This window comes from Brachyspira pilosicoli (assembly GCF_036997485.1).
GTDB classification, from domain to species: domain Bacteria; phylum Spirochaetota; class Brachyspiria; order Brachyspirales; family Brachyspiraceae; genus Brachyspira; species Brachyspira pilosicoli_C.
Window position 1 is genome coordinate 1 of record NZ_JAWLPU010000004.1, and the last position, 22,406, is coordinate 22,406.

A 22,406-nucleotide genomic window follows, 5' to 3' on the forward strand; every position below is an offset into this window, starting at 1 on the left:
ACTCGTTTTTTTAGTTCGGTTGAGGCGTTGGAGTGAGTGTTAGCGTTGGGGTGAGTGTTAGCGTTGGGGTGAGGTGGGCTATGCGTGAGGCTGTGGCTTATTAATGGGGCTAGACGAGTAGTCGTGATACAAAGTGTTGCATGATATATCTAAATCGTCATTCCAAGAAATACCATATCCTCCAACATCCACTTTTACAAGATTAAATAAATTCCTATCTTTCAAAATTTCAAACTCTTTATGTTCAGAGATTAGTTTTTTTATATCATAATATTTAATCTCTTCATTTTCAAATATTATCTCTAAAATAAGATTATCCAAAGCTTTAACATTTTTAATTTTATGGAAAGTCATAATTACTCCAAAGGTTCTAATTGTTTAAAGTTTTGAGTCTTCCACATATTTAAAAGTTCGTCTTGATTATCTTTAGCCCATTCCAATACAAGAGAATATGCTTTATTAGGTAAATCACCTTCTATCATTTTTAATTCATTTATATCAATAACACCCACATACTCACCATATATAGCGTGAAAATGGGGTGGATTATGCTCTTTCTGTTGAAAATACATTTTAATAATGATACCATAAAATCTTGATATAACAGGCATTTTTAAGTCCTTATTTTTTAATTAATTTTAACATATAGATTATGTTTTTACAAATGGTTTATTGTTCTTTAATGTAGTAGATATAGATTGTTGCGGAAATTCCGTATGGCGAATACTTGATTTTATATTGAATAATTTTATGATTAAATATGAATAAAAAAGAAGTTATAACTAAACTTACAAACAATAACAAAAATATTAAGTACTCTTATTTTTGTAATATTGTAGAGTCTTTTGGTTTTGTGTGTAAAAGGCAAAGAGGAAGCCAAAGTAGGTGTCGGTGAATTAATTAATATACAAAATGTTAATGGAGAGGTGAAACCTTATCAAGTTAAACAATTTTTATTTCTTGTGAAAAAATACAGATTGGAGGAGTAATTATGAAATACAGCATCAAAATTTTTTATAGTGAAGAAGATGAAGGTTATATAGCTTTATCAGAAGAATTAGATAATATAAGTGCTTTCGGAGCAACAGAGGAAGAAGCTTTAAAAGAAATAAAAAATGTTATAGCATTATATTTTGAAGAGAAAAATATACCATTAAAGAAATCATAAAATATGAAAGATTGGTGTTTTTTGTTTGTATATAACATAGTTTTCTTATATAAGCTAATTAATTTTTTTATCTGTATGCAAGAAATATAATATCCATTCTTAATTATTCAATTCTATATTATAATTTTTTATTTTTTATTGAACTTTTTTATTAATTGTATATAATTCTCTAACTTGAAATAAAGGTTTTAATTTATGAATAGAAAAATAACAATAGAAAATATAGAGATTCCTTCGAGGTTTTTTTTAGCACCAATGGCTGGTTATACAGATTATGTATTTAGAAGACTTTCAAGAAGGTTTGGTGCTGGTTTACTTGTTACGGAGCTAGTGAGTGCTGCTGCTTTGGCGAGAATGATTAAAAAGACTTATAGATATATGGAACATAAGGAAGATGAATATCCTATATCTTTGCAAATATTTGGAAATAAAGAAGATGATTTTAAAAAGGCAATAGAGCTTACAGATTTATCAGGTTTTTCGTTTATAGATATTAATATGGGCTGCCCTACAAAAAAGGTTGTGCGAAATAATGGAGGGGCTGGACTTTTATCTGATACAGACAAAATGGTTTCTATACTCAATACTGTAAAAAGCGTTTCTCCTTTGCCTGTTAGTGTAAAGATAAGATTAGGCTTCCAGAGAGGCGAGGGCGGTGAGATAGAGAGAGCTTTGGCGTTAAAAGAGAATGGTTCCGTATTTCTCACTCTTCACGGCAGATATGCAAGCGACTTATATAGAGGAGTTGCAGATTGGGAGGCTATTGCTAAGGTAAAAGAAGCATTAGGAGAAGATTATATATTGATTGGAAATGGAGATATAAAAACAAAAGAAGATGCTAAAAAAGCTTTTGAAATCTCTAAGGTTGATGGCATTATGGTTGGAAGGGCAGCTATTGGTAATCCTTGGGTGTTTAGAGAATTAAATACTATATTTGATGATAACTCTCAGTATAATGATGATGATAGTAGAAATTTAAAATCTGTTTTAATAGAGCATATAAACGGCTGCTGCGAACTTTATGGGGAAGTGAGCGGCATACATTTTATGCGTAAATTTATTATGAAATATCTCACAGGCTTTAGAATGGATAAAAAAATAGAGTTTATGAAATGTGAAAATAAGAAGGATTTATTTATATTAATAGATGAAGTTTTAAAAGATTGATTTCTTTCTAAAAAACATTAAAGCTATAAACATAATTAAAGGGAATATTACAGCAAAAAATATACCAGCCTTTAATCCTATTTGTGTGATATTATTATCTAAAAGTATATTATTAAATATATTTATTATTTTTTTATTATTAGAAACAAAACCTACAATACCTGGCCCAATAGAGCAGCCAACATCTCCAGCCAAAGCAAGCAAAGCAAACATAGCAGTCCCCCCCTTATTATAAGTTTTTGATGCTAAGCTAAACACAGAAGGCCACATTATAGCTGCAGAAAGCCCAACTAAAGCACAACCTACTAAAGATATTAAAGCATAAGGGCTAAACACTATTATAATATAACCAATAAAGCAAAATGTTGAAGATATAGTAAGAGCTTTTATTATATCAATCTTCTCAGATTTAAGCCCATAAATAAGCCTAACTATTCCCATACAAAAAGCAAACATACTCGCCCCAAATATATCCCCAAAACTTTTATTAACGTTAAGTCCAAGCTCAGCAAATAATGATACCCACTGTGCAATAGTTTGCTCGCTGGCACCTGCACATATCATAAGCAAAACAAAAACTAACACTATTTTTACAGATAATAATTTTCTTATAGATACCGTGTTATCAGCATTTTTATTTTCTTTATGGGTAGTTAATATATTTATTGGTACATTAGCAAACAAAAATATATTCACTAAAGGAACTATAGCCCAGATGATAGATAAATATTTCCAATTATCTATACCAAATACATTAAAGTATATAGTAGAAAATATTACAACCGCCATAGAACCCCAACAATAAAAAGAATGAAGTATATTCATAGCTTTAGTTTTTTGTTTTTCTGGAAGCGCCTCTACTATTGGACTTACTAAAACTTCTATTAAACCTCCGCTTATAGCATTAATAAAAAAGCATATTAGTATAGCAATATAGGGATTAATAATAAAAGGAAGTATTCCAAGCATTATTAAACCAAAAGCAGAAAATATATGAGCTAAAACTATTGGTATTCTATAACCTATTTTATCTATGAATTTAATAGCTAAAAAATCAATAATCATTTGAATAGCAAAATTAAAAGAAGATAATAAACCTATTTGTGTGAGCGATATATTAAAATTTTTTTGAAATACTATAAAAATAAGAGGAGGAAAAATATTAATTATAGCCTGTGTTATATATCCATTATAACTTGCATATAGCGTATGAGTATAATTAAATTTCATTTTATTAGCCTATTATATGATTGGCTTATTATATAAAAAAATGAAAAGTTTGTAAAGAATGAAATTATATTTTTATTATATTCTAAATATAAATACTTTTAATCAATATGTAGAAATATATATATTAAAATAATTATAAGAACTTTACAAAAAAAAGCATGCCAAAAATAATAGCATGCTTTTTTGTATAATAATTAGGCTTGAGTGATTTTTTGCTTAAACCATTCTTTTCCTTCTACTATTCTTGAAACCAACATTCCAGCAACATTATCACCAACAGAATTAACCATAGTAGCAGGCGGATCAACCAATATACCAATAGTAGCTATTAATGGGAAAGCCTCAGGCGGAAAACCATATATAGAAACAATAAGCATCTCACTTATAAGTCCTCCGCCAGGTATAGCACCATTAGCCATTCCAGCAAGTACAACAAATATTATAGAACCAATCCAAACATCAATTCCAGTAAAGTTCATTCCAAATACACCATAAAGAAAAGCTATTTTTAATATTCCGCTTAAACAAGTACCGTCCATATGGGCAGTTGCACCTATAGGTAAAACTATATTTCTAACATCTTCGCTAACGCCAATTTTTTCAGATGCTTCCAAGTTGATAGGAAGGGTAGCTATAGAACTCTGAGTTGATAAAGAAGTTATCATAGGAGTAATTAAATGCTTCATTGATTTTACACCATATTTTCCAGCAGCAATATAACCATAAATAGGGAAGAAAATAAAGAAATATAAGAAAGCAGCAGGATAATAAACAGCACAAGCTCTCGCATAAGTACCTATTAACTCTGGTCCAAACTTACCAACCAAATTTGCAAAATAAGCACCTAAACCAATAGGCGCATAATACATTATAATGCTAACTAATTTCATTAAAGCAAGTGTGGCCGCTTCAATAACAGGGATTAAAGGCTTAGCTTTCTCTCCTACTAATTTTATGGAAAAACCAAAGAATAAAGAAAATACTATAAGTGGTAGCATATTGCTTATAGAAAGTAAGTCTTTAAAATCTGTAACTGTAACCATTTTTACTAATTGTTCTGAAACTTTAGGCGGATTAGGCTCTTCGACTTGAGTGATTGGCATAGTAAAACCTTCAGCCGGATTAAATACTCTAACAGTAATTATCATTATAGTTGCTGCAATAAGTCCTGTAATGATAAATACTATAAACATTGAAGCTACTATTTTACCTAATCTTTTCATATTATCCATTTGAATAATAGAGTTTGTAATAGATAAAAATATCAAAGGCACAACTACAGTAAATAGTATATTAATAAATATATCCCCAAACGGCTTTAAAACTGTGGCCTTCTCTTTGAGAATTATTCCCAATATACTTCCTATAACTACGCCTGAAACTAATAGTATTGGAAACTTATAATTTTTCCAAAAAGAACTTTTCATAAAAATCTCCTTTTTTTAAAATTATTTATAGTTTTTGTTTTTTAATTGTGAAGTTACTTTATTTACAAACTCCTCTATATATTTGAAATCTGTTGCAATATTAACTCTTATAAAGCCCTTACAATTATCAGAGAACCATTCTCCAAAGTCTATAGCTATTTTGCAATCATCTTGTATAAACTCTTTTACTCTGTCTGGATTAACTACATTTCTTAAATCTATAAAAGGCAAATAAGTTCCTTCTAAAGGGCTTGTTATTATTTCAGGTACTTTTGTTTTTAATTCATCTCTTATATATTCATAATTGCGTTTTAAAGTTTTTAAAAGTCCGTCAAGCCAATCTGAACCATATTTATATGCTGCTTCTGTAGCAACCATTCCTAATAAACTTAATTCTGTTCTATTAACAGTGTTCACATATTTATTATATTTTTCTCTCATCTTTTCATCTGGTATTATAATATGAGAGTTTAAAAGACATGCTAAGTTAAATGTTTTTGAAGCTGAAGATAAAACTATTAATCTATCTAAGTATTTATCTTTATTTTTAATAGAAAGTGCAGAAATAAATGGCCTTACACCTAAATTTATGTCTTGGTGAATCTCATCAGATATAATATACACATTGTGTTTTTTACATATATCAAAAGTTTTATCTATTTCTTCATCAGTCCACACTCTTCCAGCAGGGTTATGAGGATTACAGAATATCATAAGTTTTACATTGTTTTTTACTATATCACTTTCTAACTTTTCAAAATCAATAGAAAATACGCCATTATCGTTTTTTAATTCACATTTTATTAAATTTCTTTCATTGTCTTTAACAGCATTGTGAAACGGATAATAAACCGGAGTGAGTATTACAACACTATCTCCCTTATTAGTAAAAGCATTAACTAACCAGTATAATGCAGTTACTACGCCTGTTGAAAAGTTTATCCATTCTTCTTCTAAATCTATATTATATTTGCTTTTTTGCCAATTAAAAAATGCTTCAAAATAGCTATCCCATAAAACTGTGTATCCAAATACTCCATGAGAAATTCTTTTTTTTAAAGCTTCTATAACCTCATCCGGAGCCCTGAATTCCATGTCTGCTACCCACATTGGAATTAAACCGTCTACTTTAAATCTTCTATCTTTTTTGGTTTCCCATTTCTGGGAATTTGTACCTTCTCTGTTTACTAAATATTTACTATTAAATTCTTCTATAGTCATAAAAAATCCTTAAAACTAATTATTATACAATAAAGTATATGCAATTATTCTATTATATCAACAATGAAAATATGTGTTACAGCAATTAATGATTATTAAAATCAATTTTATCTAATAAAAAATGCTTAATAATATATATTATTAAGCATTTATAAAATTAATATTTAATATAGTAATTAATTATCTTTTATCCAATTTTTACCTTTAAAAATTCTTGCTAGCAACATACCAGCCCCCACATCATTTGTGGCATTTATCGTAGTAGCAGGGGCATCAGTGATTGTACCAATTAAAACCATAATAGGTATAGATTCTGGTGGAAAATTAAAAGCAGATATTATAAAAATCTCTCCAACATATCCTCCTGCAGGTATGGCCCCCATTACAGATGATGCTAAAACTGATACTAATATGGCTGTTATTATGTTTTGAGGTTCTAATATGTTTATATTAAACATACTGCACATAAATGTAATTTTTAATATGGTTATTAGAGTAGCACCAGATTTATGCAAATTACATCCCATAGGTATAGTTAAATCGTTAATATCATCAGGTATTCCAATATTTTTTCCTGCTATTAAATTTGTTGGTATTGTAGCGGCAGAAGAACATGTTCCTAAGGAAACTAAAGAAGGCGGTATTATATATTTCCAAAATAATTTTATTCCCTTTATTCCAGCAGCAAGATAAGCAAATACTGTATTAGATACAAAATAAAATACTATAGCCGCTATAAAATATATTATTAAAGCTCTGGATAATGGTCCTGAAAGTGCTGCTCCGTTTTGTCCTACTAATGTTGCAAAGAAAGCTCCAAGACCAATAGGGGCTATATACATTACATACGAAACTACTTTTGATATTATTGAAGTTAAAGAACCAAAAAATTTTACTACAGGTTTTCCAACTTCTCCTACCTTAACCGTAGCGATTCCTATTAGCATTGCAAATACTATTAAAGCCATTAAATTTTGTCTAGACCATAAAAGCGGAAAATCATTAACCGTAAACATTGCCAATATATTTGAATTACTAGTCATGTTAGTTATAGTTTCATTCATAGCAATATTAGCTCCCTCTGCAGGATTAAATATTATAGTTATTATAAGCATATATATAGCCGCTATAATTTCAGCTAATAAAAATATCACTATCATTATGCCTAATACTTTTCCGAGCTTATTTGTATTTTCCATATTTGATATAGAATATACAAGAGAAACAAATATCATAGGTACAACACAGCAGTAAAGCAAATTCAAAAATATATCAGCAATAGGTTGAAGTATAGCAGCCTTTTCACCAAATATTGCCCCAATTATAGAGCCTGCTAACATTCCTAAAATTAAAATAAACGAAAATTTATAATTTCTTAATATATTCATATAAACCCCTAATATCTATTAAAAACTATATATTATTATATAAACTTATAAATTAAAAAAGCCCATCTATTTATATAATAGAGGGCTTTTTGATATATACTATAAAATATATTATTATTGCTGAGTAGTTTCAGTAGTTTGATTATTTTGTTGAGTATTATTATTAGCAGCAGGTTTAATATTTTTAATAGCATCTATAGCAGCTTGTCTAATAGCTAAGAAGTACTGATCATCTTGAGAAAGGTCTATTAAATCACCTAAAGCCATAGGGCTTCCTATTTTACCTAAAGCAACAGCTACTTCATAAACTATGCCCTGAGTTCTTCCTAATCTTAATTGGAAAAGTAAAGCAGGAACAGCTTTTTCACTTCCTATATCACCTAAAGCTTGTACAGCAGCTATGATATTAAAAGTTTCTTGTTCAGCAAAAAGCATTTGAGATATGTAATCTACACTAGTTTCAGATTTAGCAATTTTTGCAGCTTGTAATGCCTGATATCTTACAGTAGAATCAGCATTAGAGCTAGTAGAAGTTCCTAAACCATAACCAACATATCTATTGATTGTTCTTATAGCTGAATCACTAGTAACGCCTTTTTTACTTAAAGCTTCAAAACATAATGCTTTAACTGATGGTGAACCAGTTTCTATAGCATTAATTAAAAGCTCTTCATCTTGATTAACTAAAGCATCTACGAAATTTTGATCTAATTGTTCTCTTGGTTTTTCACCTGTTGTGTTATTAGAATCTTGAGCAGTAGTGTCAGTTGTTGTTTGTGCAGTTTCTTGTGCAAATATAGTTGTTACAGAAAATACAAGAACCAATGTTGAAATGAATATTTTTTTGAGCATTATAACCCCCCTTTTTTATGTTTACTTCAATCATATATTTATTGTAAAATAATTGCAAGTAATTTATTTTAGTATAGAATATTTTTTTAATGTTATAGATGTAAAATTAATATTGTAGATGCATATTTTGCTTTATAACAACTTTTAAATATATATTACTTTAGTTTATGTTATGAAAAAACTTTTATTTATAGCAATATTATCTATTATAGTTATTTTCTCTCAGGAAGAATGTAAAGGGCCAGATGGAGATTCTAAGCCTACACCATTTAGACATGACAAGAGTTTTATAAAATACAGCTACAATATCGGAGTAGAAGATTTTCTTTTTTGTTCAGCAATATTTTTTTCTATACTGATTCCATATTTCGTTATCATAAATAAAAAATAATTTAAATTATATAATTATATAAAATATATTTTGTTGCACATATTTATAATAATACATTAATTTTGTATAACATATATACCGATAATATAAAAGTATGAAAAATATAGATTAATAATGTTTAGTAATATTTGGAGTATTTATGTATAAAAAAATATTATTATTACTAACTCTAATATTATTTAGTTTTGTTGTTTCTTGCAATGACAAAGATAATAAAGAAGATAATATAAACAATAGATTGCAAGACGATGAATATATAACTAAAATAGTAGAAAGCAATTCAAAATAAGTTTTTTATATAAACTTTGTATATAAAAAGCCCGCCTACCAATAGTAAACGAGCCTTAAAATCTTATTATCTATCATCTAATGTAATTAACACTTCTCTTGGTTTAGAGCCATTTTCAGGCCCCACAATACCTTGACGTTCCATAATCTCTACTATTCTTGCAGCACGGTTATAGCCTATTTTTAATCTGCGTTGTAGAAATGATGCGCTCGCCTTACCTGTTCTTGCTACAAGTTCAACAGCATCTTCCCAAAGCTCTTCGTCTAATATATCCTCTTCATCAGTGTTTTTGTCATCATCGCTTCCCTCTAATGCCGCAATCAAGCTCTCATCAAACATAGGAGACATCTCCCCAGATAAATAGTCAACTACCTTCTTAACTTCATTGTCAGAAACAAAAGCACCCTGAACCCTCTCAGGCATCTGACTTCCAGAAGCACAGAATAAAGCATCTCCCTTACCGAGTAATTGCTCAGCACCAGACATATCTATTATAATACGTGAGTTTGTTTTGTTAGGCACTTGGAATGCAATTCTTGTAGGCAAATTAGCCTTTATAACTCCAGTAACAACATCAGCCGAAGGTCTTTGTGTAGCAATTATTAAATGTATGCCAACAGCTCTACTCATACCAGCCAAACGTGATATTAAATCCTCAACCTCTTTTGAAGCAACAACCATCAAATTGTGAAGCTCATCTATCACCAAAACTATATATGGAAATAACTCCAAAGGCTCTCCATTAAACTCTGTCTCTCCCTCTTTAAGAAGCTGTTTTACTTTTTCATTGTAAGTTTTAACATTTCTAACGAAGAATCTCTCCATTCTTTCGTATCTTTTCTCCATTATGTCTACAATATATCTCAATACTATAGTAGCCTTCTTCTCATCAGAAACAACAGGAGACATTAAATGCGGTATGCCGTTATATATAGAAAGCTCAACTCTCTTTTTATCTACAAATATAAATTTTAATTCATCAGGTCTAAACTTGTATAAAAGCGAAAGTATTATTGTAGATAAACAAACACTTTTACCAGAACCAGTAGTACCAGCAACAAGCAAGTGAGGAGCTTCAGACATATCTGATACAACATTGTTTCCATATATGCCTTTTCCTAATACAAACGGTATATCAAGCTTTGATTGTCTAAAATCGCTGCTTTCTAATACATCTCTTAAAAACACAGCATTTCTCACCTTGTTTGGTATCTCTATACCTATAACAGAGCGACCTGGAATTGGTGCTATTATTCTCACACTCTCTGAAGCAAGCGCTAAAGCAATATTGTCTGTTAAGTTTGATATTTTTGAAACTCTAGTACCTGCCGCTAATTCAAGTTCATATCTTGTAATAACAGGTCCTCTTGATACTCCTGTAACTTTAGCTTCTATATTAAAATCAAGCAATGTGTTTTCTAATTGTATTGCTGTTTGTTTTATAGATTCAAGCATTGCATTATCATTTACAGGAATTGACCTATTAAGTAAATCGAATGGCGGAGCTTTATAATGCTTATCTACATACTTACTGTCAAAGTTTGATTGTATTAAGTCAAAATCATTTTTGTGATTTTTATATAATATTGGTTTTTGAGGCTCTTTTAATGTGTTTACTTTTTTTTCTGATTCTATATTTATAAAACCGCTATTAGTTTCATTATCATTTTTTATGTCTTCTATAGAGTTTAATTTTTCAGCATATTTCTGAAGTTCTTTTTCAACATCATATTCTTCTTCATTATTATTGCTTGTATTATCATAATATTTAGAATCATTTGAAAAATTATGCTGCTCTCTTAAATTATCTTTTATTTTTACGTCTTCTATATCATTATAAGACTTATCAACATTGTAAAGCTCTTCTTCGTCCAAATCAAAACAATTTAATATACTATCATCATCAATAATATTATTGTTATTGTAGTTCGGTATATGGTCTTCTCTTCTATAAGCTCTCTTTGAAGCATAGCCCATAGGAAACTCAAAGTGGCTGCTTTTATTAGTTGTTTGTTCTGAGTAATTTAATTGTTCATTGTTGTTAGTGCCTCTTTTTATTTTGCCATGCTCTCTGTCATACATTTCTTTTAATTGCTTATTTTCATTAGCAACTCTTCTTAGTTTATCTAATATATTTTCTTTATTATTATCAGTATTTTTGTATGAAACAGATATGTCATTAAAATCATTATTAGGCTGATTTATAGTGTTTTCTTTTTTTAGAGTTTTTGCTTTATATTCCTTATATAATTTATCTAAGTCTTCAATATATTCTATTTTGTTATTTTCTATTTGCTCATCATTATTATTATTTAACTCTCTAAATTTTTTCTCTCTATTTTTATATATGTTTTCAAGTATAATACTCTCATCATAATCATTATTGATGCTATTTTGAGCTTTCAAAAAATTTTCTGTTGTATCATAATAATTAACACTATCCTCATAAGCAGCCTTTTTAAAATCTGATTTTTTGGCTCTATTAATGCTAAAATCCCAATCAATATTTTCTATAGCCTCATGAACATTTTTATTATATTCATCATCATATTGTTTTAATTCATTATATTGATTGAAACTGTCTTCTTTTTTTTTTATATCTGTTTTTATGTTATTTCCAAATGCAGCCTCAAATAAAGAATTGCCCATATCCTCTTCTTGGTATTCTATTGTATTAACATTAATTCTTCCATAATTATCTCTTTTCAAATTATTTAAACTCTCAACCATATAATCTAATTCTTTGTTTTTAGCATCATCAAAATCATTTCTCTTATTGAAAAAGTCTTCCATTATGTTTTCATTTTTATTATCATATTTATTATTATATTTTTTATCAAATAAATCATAATGATTAAAAGATATTTTTTCTATAAATGGAGTATTATTAAACTCAAAATCAGATACTTCTTTTTTGCTAAATATAGGTAAATAGTCTATAGAGGAACTTTTATTATTATTTTCTTTTTTATAATTTTTTTCATCTCCATCTTTCTTTATTTCATCTTCCATCATTTTATATTTTTTCATCTCTTCTTTTTTAGTCTTTATCGTGTCAGATATTTTTCTCTCAACATCTTTTAAATCTATTTTTTTTACCATATCTTTGCAATAATTAACTAAATCAAGCAATGAAATTTTAGCAAATACTATTATAGTGATAAGCAGCATGGCAGAAGTTATTATAACAGAGCCAATATTTCCAAATAATGAAGCAAGTGTACCTCCTATAATTTCTCCCATTATTCCGCCTTTATAATAAAATGCTCTCTCTCCAAGTAATATATCAAAAAGTATGCTGGACAACATCATCACAAATGATAAAAGAAGAGCAAACATCAAAATATTTTTAACAGAATTTTTTAATATAATATTTACTCCCGCATATACAAAAAATGCAGGTATTACAAAACAAGAAACTCCAAAAGCAGAAAATGAATACTCAGCAATATAAGCACCAAACTTACCAAGTAAATTATTTGTTGTGAGTGTAGTATTCATCTCTCCTATGTTAGCACTCAAATATGATAAAATTAATATACCTGCAAAAAGTATGCATAAAAAACCAATAATATCATATACAGGGTTTCTATTTTTATCGTTATAAGATTGATAAACATTTTTACTCTCAGCTCTTTTTTGTATGTTTAATTTTCTTTTAGTAAACATTATAAAAACTCCAGCTATCTTTAAGCATTAATAAAATATATATACACAGCTAAACCAACTATTATGCAGTAAAAACTAAAGTAATAAAGCTTTCCTTTTTTAAGAAAAGACATCAAAAACTTTAATGCAATAACTCCAAATATAAAAGAAGTAGCAAGTCCTACTATCACATAAGTAATATTAAAGTCTGTTAAATCTTTTAAAGAAAGAAGCAAAGCACCAAATATAGCAGGTAAAGATATTAAAAAAGAAAATCTTCCCGCAAAATCCCTATTAAGCCCCAAAAATAAAGCCGTACTTATAGTCATACCCGACCTTGATATTCCTGGAAAAACAGCTATAGCCTGAGCAAAACCAATCAATAAAGCATTATAATAGGTAGTTGTAAGGGCATCTTTATTAATTCCTCTGTCTGCCTTTTTTGTAAGAAGCAGTATAGAACCAGTTATAATGAGATTAAGTCCAACCCTTTGAGTATCTATATTACTTAAATATTTCTCTAAAAATAATCCAACTATAGCAACAGGTATTGAAGCAATAATTACCATAAGCCCAACTCTGAAACCCTCATTATTTTTGCTTGAATATTTAACATCTTTTAATCCAGAAAAAAAACCAACTATTGCATTAATAATATCCTTACGAAATACCAAACAAGTAGCTAAAAAAGTACCAAAATGAAGTGCTATTTCAAAAGATAATATATTTTCTGTATTAAACTGAAGAAAATATTCTGCTATTCTTAAATGTCCAGAACTAGATACTGGCAAAAATTCAGTAACCGCTTGAATAAATCCTAATATAATTGCTTTTACCATTAAAAAACTACCCCTATTGTTTATATATTGTTTACATAATACTATTATAATTCTCGGATAGTTTTAAAAAAACAATACAAAAAAATTATGTAAACTCTAATTAATATTGTAAATATATTATATTTTTTATAATAGCTTTTTATAAAGTGTAGTATAATAAACATATTTTTATATTATTTTACTATTATTAAAAAAATATAATCTTAATCAAAAATATATTATTTATTGACTATTTTTTTATTTTTGTTTATAGTAATTAGTATGAATAAAGTAATAAATTCAAATCTATTGTCAAAAGATTTTTATATAAAGCAAAAAGAAATATTTATATCATTTTTAAAAAGGGTAGCAGACTTTACTCCAAGTGTTTTGGTAGGGCTTTTTATTCTTGTTATAACAGCAAAACTTTATGGAAGAGAGAACTCTACTATTGGTGTTGTGAGTATATTTATATGTGGATTAATGCGTCAAAGTTTCACAGCATCAAATTATCCTCTCGTAGCTTTTAGAATACTTTTGCTTGGGTTTATAGCTACCATTGCAGAACAAAATATTTTTTTAATAATAATACTTAATTTTGTAGTACCTTTTTTAATAGTGTTTTTATTATCTGATGATTTTGTTCCGAGGGGATATTTTATATATGGTTTTGCTTATGTGATATTTCAAGCTTATAATATACCAATAGAAAATATACATCTTAGAATGGAATCTATTGGTTTTGCTCTAATCATTATATTTATATTCTTATCATTAAACAAAATACTTACTAAAAATAATAATAATGCTTTGGCCTCAAAATGTATTGGCATTATAAACAAAAAATTACTCTTACTATGCAGCAAAAAGTGTGATTTAAAAAAGATAGACGATTTGTTTTCTACTATTAAGCTATATACATCTTCTATATATACAGATTCATTAAAAAGAAACTCTATTATGAGCAATAAGAATATTAATGATTTTGAGTTTGTATTATTTTTGGAAGAAATCAATCAATTAATAGAAAAAGAGTATAAGAACATTAATAATTTAATAGATAGTGATTTTAATTATTTTTCTAATTTACATAAGCTTTTAGAAAATATTAGAGAGTTTTTAAAAAATGATATTACCAAAAAAGAAGAAGAGTTTAATTCTATAACAAAACAAATAAAAACTTTTAATGATAATCATACTATTAGCGATGAAAATAAAAATTATGAGTGGCTTTATGTATTAAGAAAGCTTGATAATATACTGCATAATATGTTTGAGAATAGGGCTGATGATTTAGAGATAGAAAAAGAGTTTTATTTAAAATTTAGAATAATAAGAAAAGAGTTTAATATTAATAAATGTCATTTTAGATTTGCTTTAAAGATGGGCATTATAATGTGTATAAGTTTTACGATTAGATATTTTTTGCCTGATAAAATAGCTATAAGAGGTTATTGGCTTCCTATACTTTCTTATATAATGATGTATCCTTTTTATGAAGATGTTAAGGCTAATTTAAAAATTAATCTTATAGGAAATATTATAGGAGTTTTAATATTTGGTGCGGTATTTAGATATATGCCTTATTATATGATTATACCTTTTATAGGGTTATGCTTTGTATTGTCTTTAGCTTCTATAAATACTTTATTTAAAAAAATATACGGAACAATGTCTGCGTTAATATCTTCTTTTCCGTATATGACGAAATTACTTTCTACTTCATCGAGAGTAGGATTTATTATGATTGCTTTGTTTATAGTATGGCTTTTTGACAACTTTATAATGAAGACCGAAAGCCATAAGGGTATGGTTGATAAAATTAGTGAGCTTATAGAAATAGATACTATGATAATTAATCAAATGAAAAGAGTTATTAATAGTGAAGATACTTCAAGCTATTTGTATGAAATATTATTAAAAGCATATATGATAAAAAACAATATTATAATACATGAAAAAAATCAAACTAAATATAAAGGTACTCCAATTACAGATTCACTTATAGAGGCAAATAGAAAGTTTATAGTAGAAGCTGAGCAGTTAATATATTTATTAAAAAAATACAACAGGAAAGAAGATAAAAATAATATGCTTATGTTTATAGAAAATATATCATTTATTTTAGAGAATATAGCAAAACTATTTAAAAATGAAATTGATGATTTTAATAGCAAAGATTTAAAAGAACCAATAAAAACTGATTCTTATATATTTTATAGGCTTCAAAATTGTTTTGATTCTATTAACTCTGTAAATGCATCTATAAAAGATAATATAAATAATATATTTTAAATATACTGATAATCTTCTGTAAAATTAAATGTTGTTGAAACTATTATGTCTTTAGTTTTAATATTATTTTGCATAGCTTCGTATATAATGTTGTATGAATTGCTTATATGTATTAAATTATTGAATGTTTCTTCTTTAAATATTTTATTAGAAAACCCATCTATTAATGCATCTTCTATATATTTGTAGCTTGTAAATTGGCTTTTTAATATTGTGTAATTGTTAGAGCCTATATTAACTTTTACTCTCTCGTCAAACCTAACATCTTTAAAAGCATTTTCTGTGCATATTTCTGGGACGAAGTTAATAATCTCTTCTCTTATATTTTTATCTGTTATTATGTTTTTAATGTTGTTTATAAACATTTCATAATTTTGATGACTTTTTTCAAATTCCAATACATATTCTATTACAAAATATTCAATCTCTTCTCTCGTGTATGGATATTTTTTATAACTATAATCATATTGAAGAATAAAAAAGAATTGCTTTATAGAAAAAAACTCTTCTTTGTTGTCCCATTTATCAATATATTCAATTATAGCATTTTCAATACTTTCGCTATGATTATTATTTATATAGCATTCTGTAACAATTTCACCATCAGGCATTTTAGCACCATATACTTTAATAATATTTACTCTAGTATTTGCAAGCATAAAAGGAATCTCTCTGCTTATAGCATACCACAAAAAAGAAGAATAATTATTGCTGTCATCATTTTTTACATATTCATTATAAAATTTTTCTTTTTCAATACTGCTTCCAAGACCTATTATAGGGCTTTCGCATACGCTAAATCTTTTTTTATTTCCAAGTATATAAGTATCTATCTCATGATGAGAAACACCATTTAAAAAGTCAATCATTCCATTAAAAGCACAGTAAACAAAATCATCAGCAACCAATTCTATAGCCTTATATTTATCATTAGCTATAACAGAACAGTATTCATAAAAATCTTCCCCTATTATTGGAGCTTTTATATAAAAATAAACAGAACATAATACACTGCTTTTCTCTTCAAGTTCCACAATTTTAGGCTCTATTGTTACATCATAAGTTAAAAGTCTTATGGTTTCATTTTCTATTTTATTTTTATCCTGTATGCTTTTATGAAGTCTATTTAAAAGTAATTGTTTGTATATATTCATAATTATATAATAACATTTAATTTATATTATTCAATATTTGTTTTATGGATACTGGTTTGAAGTTATGAATATCTGAAGCTACATTAAATGCTCTGGTATTGTATTTTTTGTCTTGATGCCAATGACCATGAATTAAAATTGAGTTTTGATGATAGCCTTCCCATTCTAATATAGGGTAGTGGAATAATATTATTTTTGTGTTTTCAAAATTAAGTATATGATAATCTTTTACAAAATTAAAAAGAGAATAATCGAATTTTTTATTTTCTAAAAATTTATCATTACTGCCTTTTATTAGATACTTGTTTCCATTTAAGTTTTTTAGAAGCTCTGTTGTTTTTATATATCCTTTTTCATTAGAGAAATCGCCAATTATATATATGTCATCATTATTATTTACAACAGAGTTCCAATTATCAACTATTATTTTATGCATGTCGTTGTAGTTACTAAATAATAACTTTCTATTAGCATGCATGCTGCCGAAAAAATGAGTATCTGAAGTAAAATATATCATTATTTTTTAAGCATTTCCTAAAGATATATATTTTATTCCTCTTTCAGTCATTCTTTGTTTGTCGTATTGATTTCTGCCGTCAAATATAACAGGTTCTTTTAATAATTCTTTTATTTTGTCAAAACTAGGTCTTCTAAACTCATTCCACTCTGTAACAAGCACTAAAGCATCAGCATTTTCTAAAGCATCATAAGAGTTTTCAGCATAATATATCTTATCTCCAAATATAGCCTTAGCACTATCAAAAGCTTTAGGGTCATAAGCTCTTATTTGAGCACCCCTTTCAAGAAGCATATTAATGATTGTGATGGCAGGAGCCTCTCTCATATCATTAGTTCTAGGTTTGAATGCTAGTCCCCATAAAGCAAAAGTTTTTCCGTTTATCTCATTATTATAATATTTTAATATCTTTTCAACGAAAATTTTTCTTTGATTAATATTTACTTGATGAGTAGCCTTAAGTAAATCAGAATTAATTCCATAATCTGAAGCAGTTTTTATTAAAGCCTGCACATCTTTAGGGAAACAGCTTCCGCCATATCCAAGCCCGTGGAATAAAAATTGATTTCCTATTCTTCTGTCGCTGGACATACCAATTCTCACCAAATCAGCATTAGCCCCAACTTTTTCACATATATTAGCAATCTCATTAGCAAAAGAAATCTTTGTAGCAAGAAAAGCATTGGCAGCATATTTAGTCATCTCAGCAGAACGCACATCCATAATAATAATAGGATTCCCCGTCCTTGTAAATGGATTATAAATATCTCTCATAATGTCTATTGCTTTTTCAGAATTAGAGCCAATAACAACTCTGTCAGGCTTTAGAAAATCATCAACAGCAGCCCCTTGTTTTAAAAACTCAGGATTAGAAACTACATCAAACTCTCCATTATAATGCTTTTTAATAGCGTCCTCTACTAATTTATGAGTTCCTACAGGCACAGTAGATTTATCAACAATTACTTTATATCCATTCATAGCCTTGCCTATATCATTAGCCACAGAAAGTACAAAACTTAAATCACAGCTTCCATCATCTCCAGAAGGAGTGCCTACTGCTATAAAACAAGCAATGGATTTTTTTACAGCATAATCTAAATCATCTGTAAACTCTAATCTGCCCTCAGATACATTTGATACTATAAGCTCTTCTAATCCAGGTTCATATAATGGAGTAATTCCATTTTGTAATTTTTTTAGTTTTTCTTTATCGTTATCTACACATGTAACATAATTTCCCATTTCAGCTAAACAAGCACCAGTTATAAGTCCAACATAACCTGTACCTATTATACATAATTCCATTATTGTTCCTCTCTTTATGATATAGACTTTTAATTTATTTTATCATATAATAAAGAACTACATTGTCAAGTAAAATTTATAGATATAATTAATATTATCCGATAATAAATAATGGGTAATAATATTTTTTTAGAATATAAGGATTTTAAATGGACGATTATATAAAAAGTTTGCTTAAAGATTTCTTTGAAGAAGCTTTTGAAATGTTAGATAGATTGGAAGAGAATATTCTTATTCTTGATAAAGATAGAGATAATGTTGATGCTGTACAAGAAATATTTAGAGCAGTGCATACTTTGAAAGGAAGTGCTGGGGCAGTGGAGCTTGTTGATACACAGAAGTATGCCCATAGGTTTGAAGATTTACTTGATTTAATAAGAGATAAAAAAATTAATGTTGATGATGCAACTATAGATATTTTATTAAAAGGAATAGATATTTTAAAAGAGCTTATTAATTGTGCTAGCAATGAATCAGTATGCTCTATAAATATAGAAGGTGAGATAAAAAAGTTAGATGATTTTCGAAATTCAAAATTAGGCTCAGAAACACAAAGTAGTATAGAAGATTCAAATGCTGATAAACCAGCAGATAATAAATCATCGAATAAATATGATAATTTAAATTTAGATAATAGTATATTAAGTGCTATAAGAGAACATAAAGATGATGGCTTAAAAATAAAATTGGTACATGTTAAATTTAATGCTGAAAGCCCAATGAGAACTGTTGGAGGGGTTCAGGTATTTGTTGCTCTTAAAGATAAAGGTGATATTGTTACAAGTGTACCTCCATTGCAGGATTTGGAAGGAGATGAGTTTTATCAAGATGTAATATATCTATTAGCTACTCCGGAAGAGGATGAAGATATAATTAATGATATAACTTTTCCAGAAACAACTGATGAAATAAAAATAGAAGAATTTGTATTAGAAGATTATGAGAAAATAGCAGCAAGTAAAAAATCAAAAGAAGTTTCTTTAGCAAAAGATGAAAAAAATATTAACAAAGATAAAAAAGTTGATAGGCAAAGTTCTTATTTGAGAGTAGAAAGCGATAGAATAGATGCTATGATGAATCAGGTAGGGGAATTGGTTACAAATAAAAGTTCATATATACAGTATGATGATGATTTATCTTCATACAGTAAATTAATCTCTAATTCAATAAACGATATAAAAAAATATTATAGAGATACTATAGTGCAGATTCTTAGAAAGTTTGAAGATTATGCGCAAAAAAAAGAAATTAAAGATTTAAGAGCCAATTATATTAATAGTTTTAATAATAAATTAAGTGAGATATCAAAGATAGAAGATGATTTCAAATATACTTTAGATAGATATAGGAGTTCCTACCAGCTTCTTACAAGGGTAACAAATGAATTGCAAGAAACTGTAATGAAAATAAGAATGGTTCCTATAGCACAAACATTTAATAGATTTCCTCGTTTAATACGTGATTTATCAAGAGATTTAGGTAAAGAAATCAAGTTAGAAATGTATGGAGAAGATACTGAGCTTGACAAATCTGTAATAGAGACTTTAGTTGATCCATTGGTGCATATTATAAGAAATGCTGTAGACCATGGTATAGAAATGCCTGAAGATAGGGTAAATGCAGGAAAACCTAGAGTGGGTAGTGTAATTTTGCAAGCTTCTCATGAAGGTAACCTCATTATTATAAAAATATCAGATGATGGTAAAGGGATGCAGCCTCATAAGATATTTGAGAGCGCTGTTAAAAAAGGACTTGTATCTGCTGATGCTAAATTAACAGAACAGCAAATGCTTGAATATATATTTGCACCAGGTTTTTCTACCGCTTCCAAAATTACAAATGTTTCTGGAAGAGGGGTAGGTATGGATGTTGTTAAAAAAAGCTTAGAGAAGATTAATGGTACTGTAGGTATTGATACGGAATATGGTAAGGGTTCTACTTTCTCTCTAAGAATACCTCTAACAGTTGCTATTATTCAGGCTTTAATAGTTGATGCAGAAAAAGAATATTATGCTGTTCCTATTAACAGTATATTAGAAACTATAAAAATAGACCCTGCAGAAATACAAGAATTAGAGGGTACTGAAGTTATTAAGGTAAGAGATGAGGTTGTTAATATACTTAGCATAAAAGAGTTATTTAAACTTCCTTCAAGATATACTGATATAAAATCATATTACGCTGTTATTATATCTTCTGAAGATAAAAAAGTGGCATTGCTTGTAAATAACCTTATGGGTGAGCAGGATATTGTTATTAAAACTCTTAAAGATGCCGTAACAAAATCTGAAGGTATAGCTGGAGCCACTATTTTGGGTGATGGAACAGTTAGCTTTATACTTGATATTCAAACTATAGTAGGACTTGGTACTAAGAGAATTATAGAAAGAGGAAAAATAAATACTAAAAATACTTCTAAAAATGAACTAAGAAGCTTTATTAGTAAGTTGAAAAATAATGAAATACCAGAGGCTAATGAATTAAATAACTAATAGTTTTTTATTAATAAAAGCCTTCACTTTTAGCATCTTTACTCATAAGCTCTTTTATAGTGTCTTGTATGTTTGCATTATTAAAAAGTATGTTATAAATGGCTTCTGTTATCGGCATATATATATTATTATTTTTAGCGTATTCATAAGCTGCTGTTGTGGCATATACACCTTCTGCTACTTGACCATGAGAGTTAGCTATAACATCTTGATATTTTTTTCCATTTGCAAGTTCCCTGCCAAGCCTATTATTTCTGCTTAATCCGCTAGAGCAAGTTACTATCAAATCTCCTATTCCAGCGAGACCATACATAGTATCTATTCTTGCGCCTTTACTTAAAGCAAATCTTACTATTTCATGGAGTCCTCTTGTAATGAGTGCCGCTTTAGTGTTATCGCCTAAATGAAGTCCATCAACAATACCGCCTGCTATAGCTATAATATTTTTTAAAGCTCCTCCTATCTCTACACCTTTTTGATCTGTGGAATTATATATTCTAAATTTGGGAGGTACAGTTAAAGTATCTCTTACATATTCTGAAACACCTTTTTCGCCGCCAATTACAACAGCAGTAGGTACTCCCTTAGCAACTTCTTCTGCATGCGAAGGTCCAGAAAGTGTGAGAATATTTACATCTCCAGATATTATGCTCCTCGCAACTTCACTCATAGTTTTGCCGCTATTTCTATCTAATCCTTTTGTTGCAGATATTATTATTTGATCATTGCTTATATATGGTTCTATATTTTCACAGGTATTATAGAATGCAAAAGATGGAGTTACAATAATAACTATTTTAGCATCATTGATAACTTCATCGAGTTCCATGCTGAATTCTATTTCTTTATTTAATTCTATATTATTTAAATAATTATCATTTTTATGGAATTTATTAAGATTATTATAGCTCTCTTCACTATGTACCCATACTTTAATATGATGTTTTTCAGAAAAAATATTAGCTAAAGCAAGTCCCCAACCGCCGGCACCTATAATTGCAACATTTTCCATCGAGTATAAACCTTTCTTTATATTTATTG

At 28.1% G+C, this 22,406-nt stretch carries 19 protein-coding genes; 6 read left to right on the forward strand and 13 right to left on the reverse strand.

Annotation, left to right across the window (positions count from 1 at the left end):
- Nucleotides 1–78: 78 nt before the first annotated feature.
- A complete protein-coding gene (locus R4I97_RS10170; protein ID WP_335784939.1) occupies nucleotides 79–354 on the reverse strand; it encodes a DUF2442 domain-containing protein in 276 nt (91 codons plus the stop codon).
- A gap of 2 nt (nucleotides 355–356) precedes the next feature.
- Nucleotides 357–611 (reverse strand): DUF4160 domain-containing protein, encoded by a 255-nt coding sequence (locus tag R4I97_RS10175; protein ID WP_335784940.1) that lies wholly within the window; start codon nucleotides 609–611, stop codon nucleotides 357–359.
- A gap of 380 nt (nucleotides 612–991) precedes the next feature.
- Here R4I97_RS10175 and R4I97_RS10180 point away from each other — a divergent pair, with 380 nt between their 5' ends.
- Both R4I97_RS10180 and R4I97_RS10185 read left to right on the forward strand, forming a co-directional pair.
- Entirely contained in the window at nucleotides 992–1,168 is a 177-nt protein-coding gene (locus R4I97_RS10180) for a type II toxin-antitoxin system HicB family antitoxin (protein WP_335763493.1), read from the forward strand.
- Nucleotides 1,169–1,363: 195 nt separating this feature from the next.
- Entirely contained in the window at nucleotides 1,364–2,335 is a 972-nt protein-coding gene (locus R4I97_RS10185; protein ID WP_335784941.1) for a tRNA-dihydrouridine synthase family protein, read from the forward strand.
- Here the strand turns inward: R4I97_RS10185 and R4I97_RS10190 are convergent.
- The 5 genes from R4I97_RS10190 to R4I97_RS10210 form a co-directional block, all read right to left on the reverse strand.
- Complete coding sequence (locus R4I97_RS10190) at nucleotides 2,324–3,565, reverse strand: MFS transporter (protein ID WP_335784942.1); 1,242 nt, start codon at nucleotides 3,563–3,565, stop codon at nucleotides 2,324–2,326. The two genes, R4I97_RS10185 and R4I97_RS10190, sit on opposite strands and share 12 nt — an antisense overlap.
- 194 nt (nucleotides 3,566–3,759) lie before the next feature.
- Nucleotides 3,760–4,992 carry a dicarboxylate/amino acid:cation symporter gene (locus R4I97_RS10195; protein ID WP_335784943.1) on the reverse strand — a complete coding sequence of 411 codons (1,233 nt, stop codon included), beginning with the start codon at nucleotides 4,990–4,992 and terminating at the stop codon, nucleotides 3,760–3,762.
- Between the two features lie 21 nt (nucleotides 4,993–5,013).
- Entirely contained in the window at nucleotides 5,014–6,213 is a 1,200-nt protein-coding gene (locus R4I97_RS10200; protein ID WP_335784944.1) for a MalY/PatB family protein, read from the reverse strand.
- A gap of 176 nt (nucleotides 6,214–6,389) precedes the next feature.
- A complete protein-coding gene (locus R4I97_RS10205; RefSeq protein WP_335784945.1) occupies nucleotides 6,390–7,601 on the reverse strand; it encodes a dicarboxylate/amino acid:cation symporter in 1,212 nt (403 codons plus the stop codon).
- A gap of 114 nt (nucleotides 7,602–7,715) precedes the next feature.
- Nucleotides 7,716–8,453 (reverse strand): HEAT repeat domain-containing protein, encoded by a 738-nt coding sequence (locus R4I97_RS10210; protein WP_335784946.1) that lies wholly within the window; start codon nucleotides 8,451–8,453, stop codon nucleotides 7,716–7,718.
- A 172-nt stretch (nucleotides 8,454–8,625) separates the two neighbouring features.
- Here R4I97_RS10210 and R4I97_RS10215 point away from each other — a divergent pair, with 172 nt between their 5' ends.
- Nucleotides 8,626–8,844 (forward strand): hypothetical protein, encoded by a 219-nt coding sequence (locus tag R4I97_RS10215; protein ID WP_335784947.1) that lies wholly within the window; start codon nucleotides 8,626–8,628, stop codon nucleotides 8,842–8,844.
- Between the two features lie 139 nt (nucleotides 8,845–8,983).
- The gene (locus tag R4I97_RS10220; protein WP_335784948.1) at nucleotides 8,984–9,133 is read left to right on the forward strand and encodes a hypothetical protein; all 150 of its coding nucleotides are present in this window, start codon (nucleotides 8,984–8,986) and stop codon (nucleotides 9,131–9,133) included.
- Between the two features lie 66 nt (nucleotides 9,134–9,199).
- Here R4I97_RS10220 and R4I97_RS10225 read toward each other — a convergent pair whose 3' ends face one another.
- The gene (locus R4I97_RS10225; protein WP_335784949.1) at nucleotides 9,200–12,802 is read right to left on the reverse strand and encodes a DNA translocase FtsK 4TM domain-containing protein; all 3,603 of its coding nucleotides are present in this window, start codon (nucleotides 12,800–12,802) and stop codon (nucleotides 9,200–9,202) included.
- A 20-nt stretch (nucleotides 12,803–12,822) separates the two neighbouring features.
- Nucleotides 12,823–13,620 (reverse strand): undecaprenyl-diphosphate phosphatase, encoded by a 798-nt coding sequence (locus tag R4I97_RS10230; protein ID WP_335784950.1) that lies wholly within the window; start codon nucleotides 13,618–13,620, stop codon nucleotides 12,823–12,825.
- 261 nt (nucleotides 13,621–13,881) lie between these two features.
- On the opposite strand from R4I97_RS10230, the gene R4I97_RS10235 reads away from it, so the two are divergent.
- Entirely contained in the window at nucleotides 13,882–15,894 is a 2,013-nt protein-coding gene (locus R4I97_RS10235; RefSeq protein ID WP_335784951.1) for an FUSC family protein, read from the forward strand.
- Here the strand turns inward: R4I97_RS10235 and R4I97_RS10240 are convergent.
- The 3 genes from R4I97_RS10240 to R4I97_RS10250 are packed head-to-tail and all read right to left on the reverse strand — an operon-like array spanning nucleotide 15,891 to nucleotide 18,873.
- Nucleotides 15,891–17,048: a DUF6348 family protein gene (locus R4I97_RS10240; protein WP_335784952.1), complete on the reverse strand. Its 1,158-nt coding sequence runs from the start codon at nucleotides 17,046–17,048 to the stop codon at nucleotides 15,891–15,893. The genes R4I97_RS10235 and R4I97_RS10240 overlap by 4 nt on opposite strands.
- A 16-nt stretch (nucleotides 17,049–17,064) precedes the next feature.
- Nucleotides 17,065–17,565, reverse strand: a complete 501-nt coding sequence (locus R4I97_RS10245; RefSeq protein WP_335784953.1) for a phosphoesterase — start codon at nucleotides 17,563–17,565, stop codon at nucleotides 17,065–17,067.
- A 6-nt stretch (nucleotides 17,566–17,571) separates the two neighbouring features.
- On the reverse strand, nucleotides 17,572–18,873 hold the full coding sequence (locus R4I97_RS10250) for a UDP-glucose/GDP-mannose dehydrogenase family protein (protein ID WP_335784954.1): 1,302 nt from the start codon (nucleotides 18,871–18,873) through the stop codon (nucleotides 17,572–17,574).
- A gap of 149 nt (nucleotides 18,874–19,022) precedes the next feature.
- On the opposite strand from R4I97_RS10250, the gene R4I97_RS10255 reads away from it, so the two are divergent.
- Nucleotides 19,023–21,365, forward strand: coding sequence for a chemotaxis protein CheA (locus tag R4I97_RS10255; protein WP_335784955.1), 2,343 nt, complete (start codon nucleotides 19,023–19,025; stop codon nucleotides 21,363–21,365).
- A gap of 10 nt (nucleotides 21,366–21,375) precedes the next feature.
- Here the strand turns inward: R4I97_RS10255 and R4I97_RS10260 are convergent, their stop codons facing one another.
- Complete coding sequence (locus tag R4I97_RS10260) at nucleotides 21,376–22,377, reverse strand: NAD(P)H-dependent glycerol-3-phosphate dehydrogenase (protein ID WP_335784956.1); 1,002 nt, start codon at nucleotides 22,375–22,377, stop codon at nucleotides 21,376–21,378.
- Nucleotides 22,378–22,406: the final 29 nt, after the last annotated feature.

Coding starts and splice junctions, on each gene's coding strand:
- R4I97_RS10170 (WP_335784939.1), bottom strand. CDS start 354: ATGACTTTCCATAAAATTAAAAATGTTAAAGCTTTGGATAATCTTATT.
- R4I97_RS10175 (WP_335784940.1), bottom strand. CDS start 611: ATGCCTGTTATATCAAGATTTTATGGTATCATTATTAAAATGTATTTT.
- R4I97_RS10180 (WP_335763493.1), top strand. CDS start 992: ATGAAATACAGCATCAAAATTTTTTATAGTGAAGAAGATGAAGGTTAT.
- R4I97_RS10185 (WP_335784941.1), top strand. CDS start 1,364: ATGAATAGAAAAATAACAATAGAAAATATAGAGATTCCTTCGAGGTTT.
- R4I97_RS10190 (WP_335784942.1), bottom strand. CDS start 3,565: ATGAAATTTAATTATACTCATACGCTATATGCAAGTTATAATGGATAT.
- R4I97_RS10195 (WP_335784943.1), bottom strand. CDS start 4,992: ATGAAAAGTTCTTTTTGGAAAAATTATAAGTTTCCAATACTATTAGTT.
- R4I97_RS10200 (WP_335784944.1), bottom strand. CDS start 6,213: ATGACTATAGAAGAATTTAATAGTAAATATTTAGTAAACAGAGAAGGT.
- R4I97_RS10205 (WP_335784945.1), bottom strand. CDS start 7,601: ATGAATATATTAAGAAATTATAAATTTTCGTTTATTTTAATTTTAGGA.
- R4I97_RS10210 (WP_335784946.1), bottom strand. CDS start 8,453: ATGCTCAAAAAAATATTCATTTCAACATTGGTTCTTGTATTTTCTGTA.
- R4I97_RS10215 (WP_335784947.1), top strand. CDS start 8,626: ATGAAAAAACTTTTATTTATAGCAATATTATCTATTATAGTTATTTTC.
- R4I97_RS10220 (WP_335784948.1), top strand. CDS start 8,984: ATGTATAAAAAAATATTATTATTACTAACTCTAATATTATTTAGTTTT.
- R4I97_RS10225 (WP_335784949.1), bottom strand. CDS start 12,802: ATGTTTACTAAAAGAAAATTAAACATACAAAAAAGAGCTGAGAGTAAA.
- R4I97_RS10230 (WP_335784950.1), bottom strand. CDS start 13,620: ATGGTAAAAGCAATTATATTAGGATTTATTCAAGCGGTTACTGAATTT.
- R4I97_RS10235 (WP_335784951.1), top strand. CDS start 13,882: ATGAATAAAGTAATAAATTCAAATCTATTGTCAAAAGATTTTTATATA.
- R4I97_RS10240 (WP_335784952.1), bottom strand. CDS start 17,048: ATGAATATATACAAACAATTACTTTTAAATAGACTTCATAAAAGCATA.
- R4I97_RS10245 (WP_335784953.1), bottom strand. CDS start 17,565: ATGATATATTTTACTTCAGATACTCATTTTTTCGGCAGCATGCATGCT.
- R4I97_RS10250 (WP_335784954.1), bottom strand. CDS start 18,873: ATGGAATTATGTATAATAGGTACAGGTTATGTTGGACTTATAACTGGT.
- R4I97_RS10255 (WP_335784955.1), top strand. CDS start 19,023: ATGGACGATTATATAAAAAGTTTGCTTAAAGATTTCTTTGAAGAAGCT.
- R4I97_RS10260 (WP_335784956.1), bottom strand. CDS start 22,377: ATGGAAAATGTTGCAATTATAGGTGCCGGCGGTTGGGGACTTGCTTTA.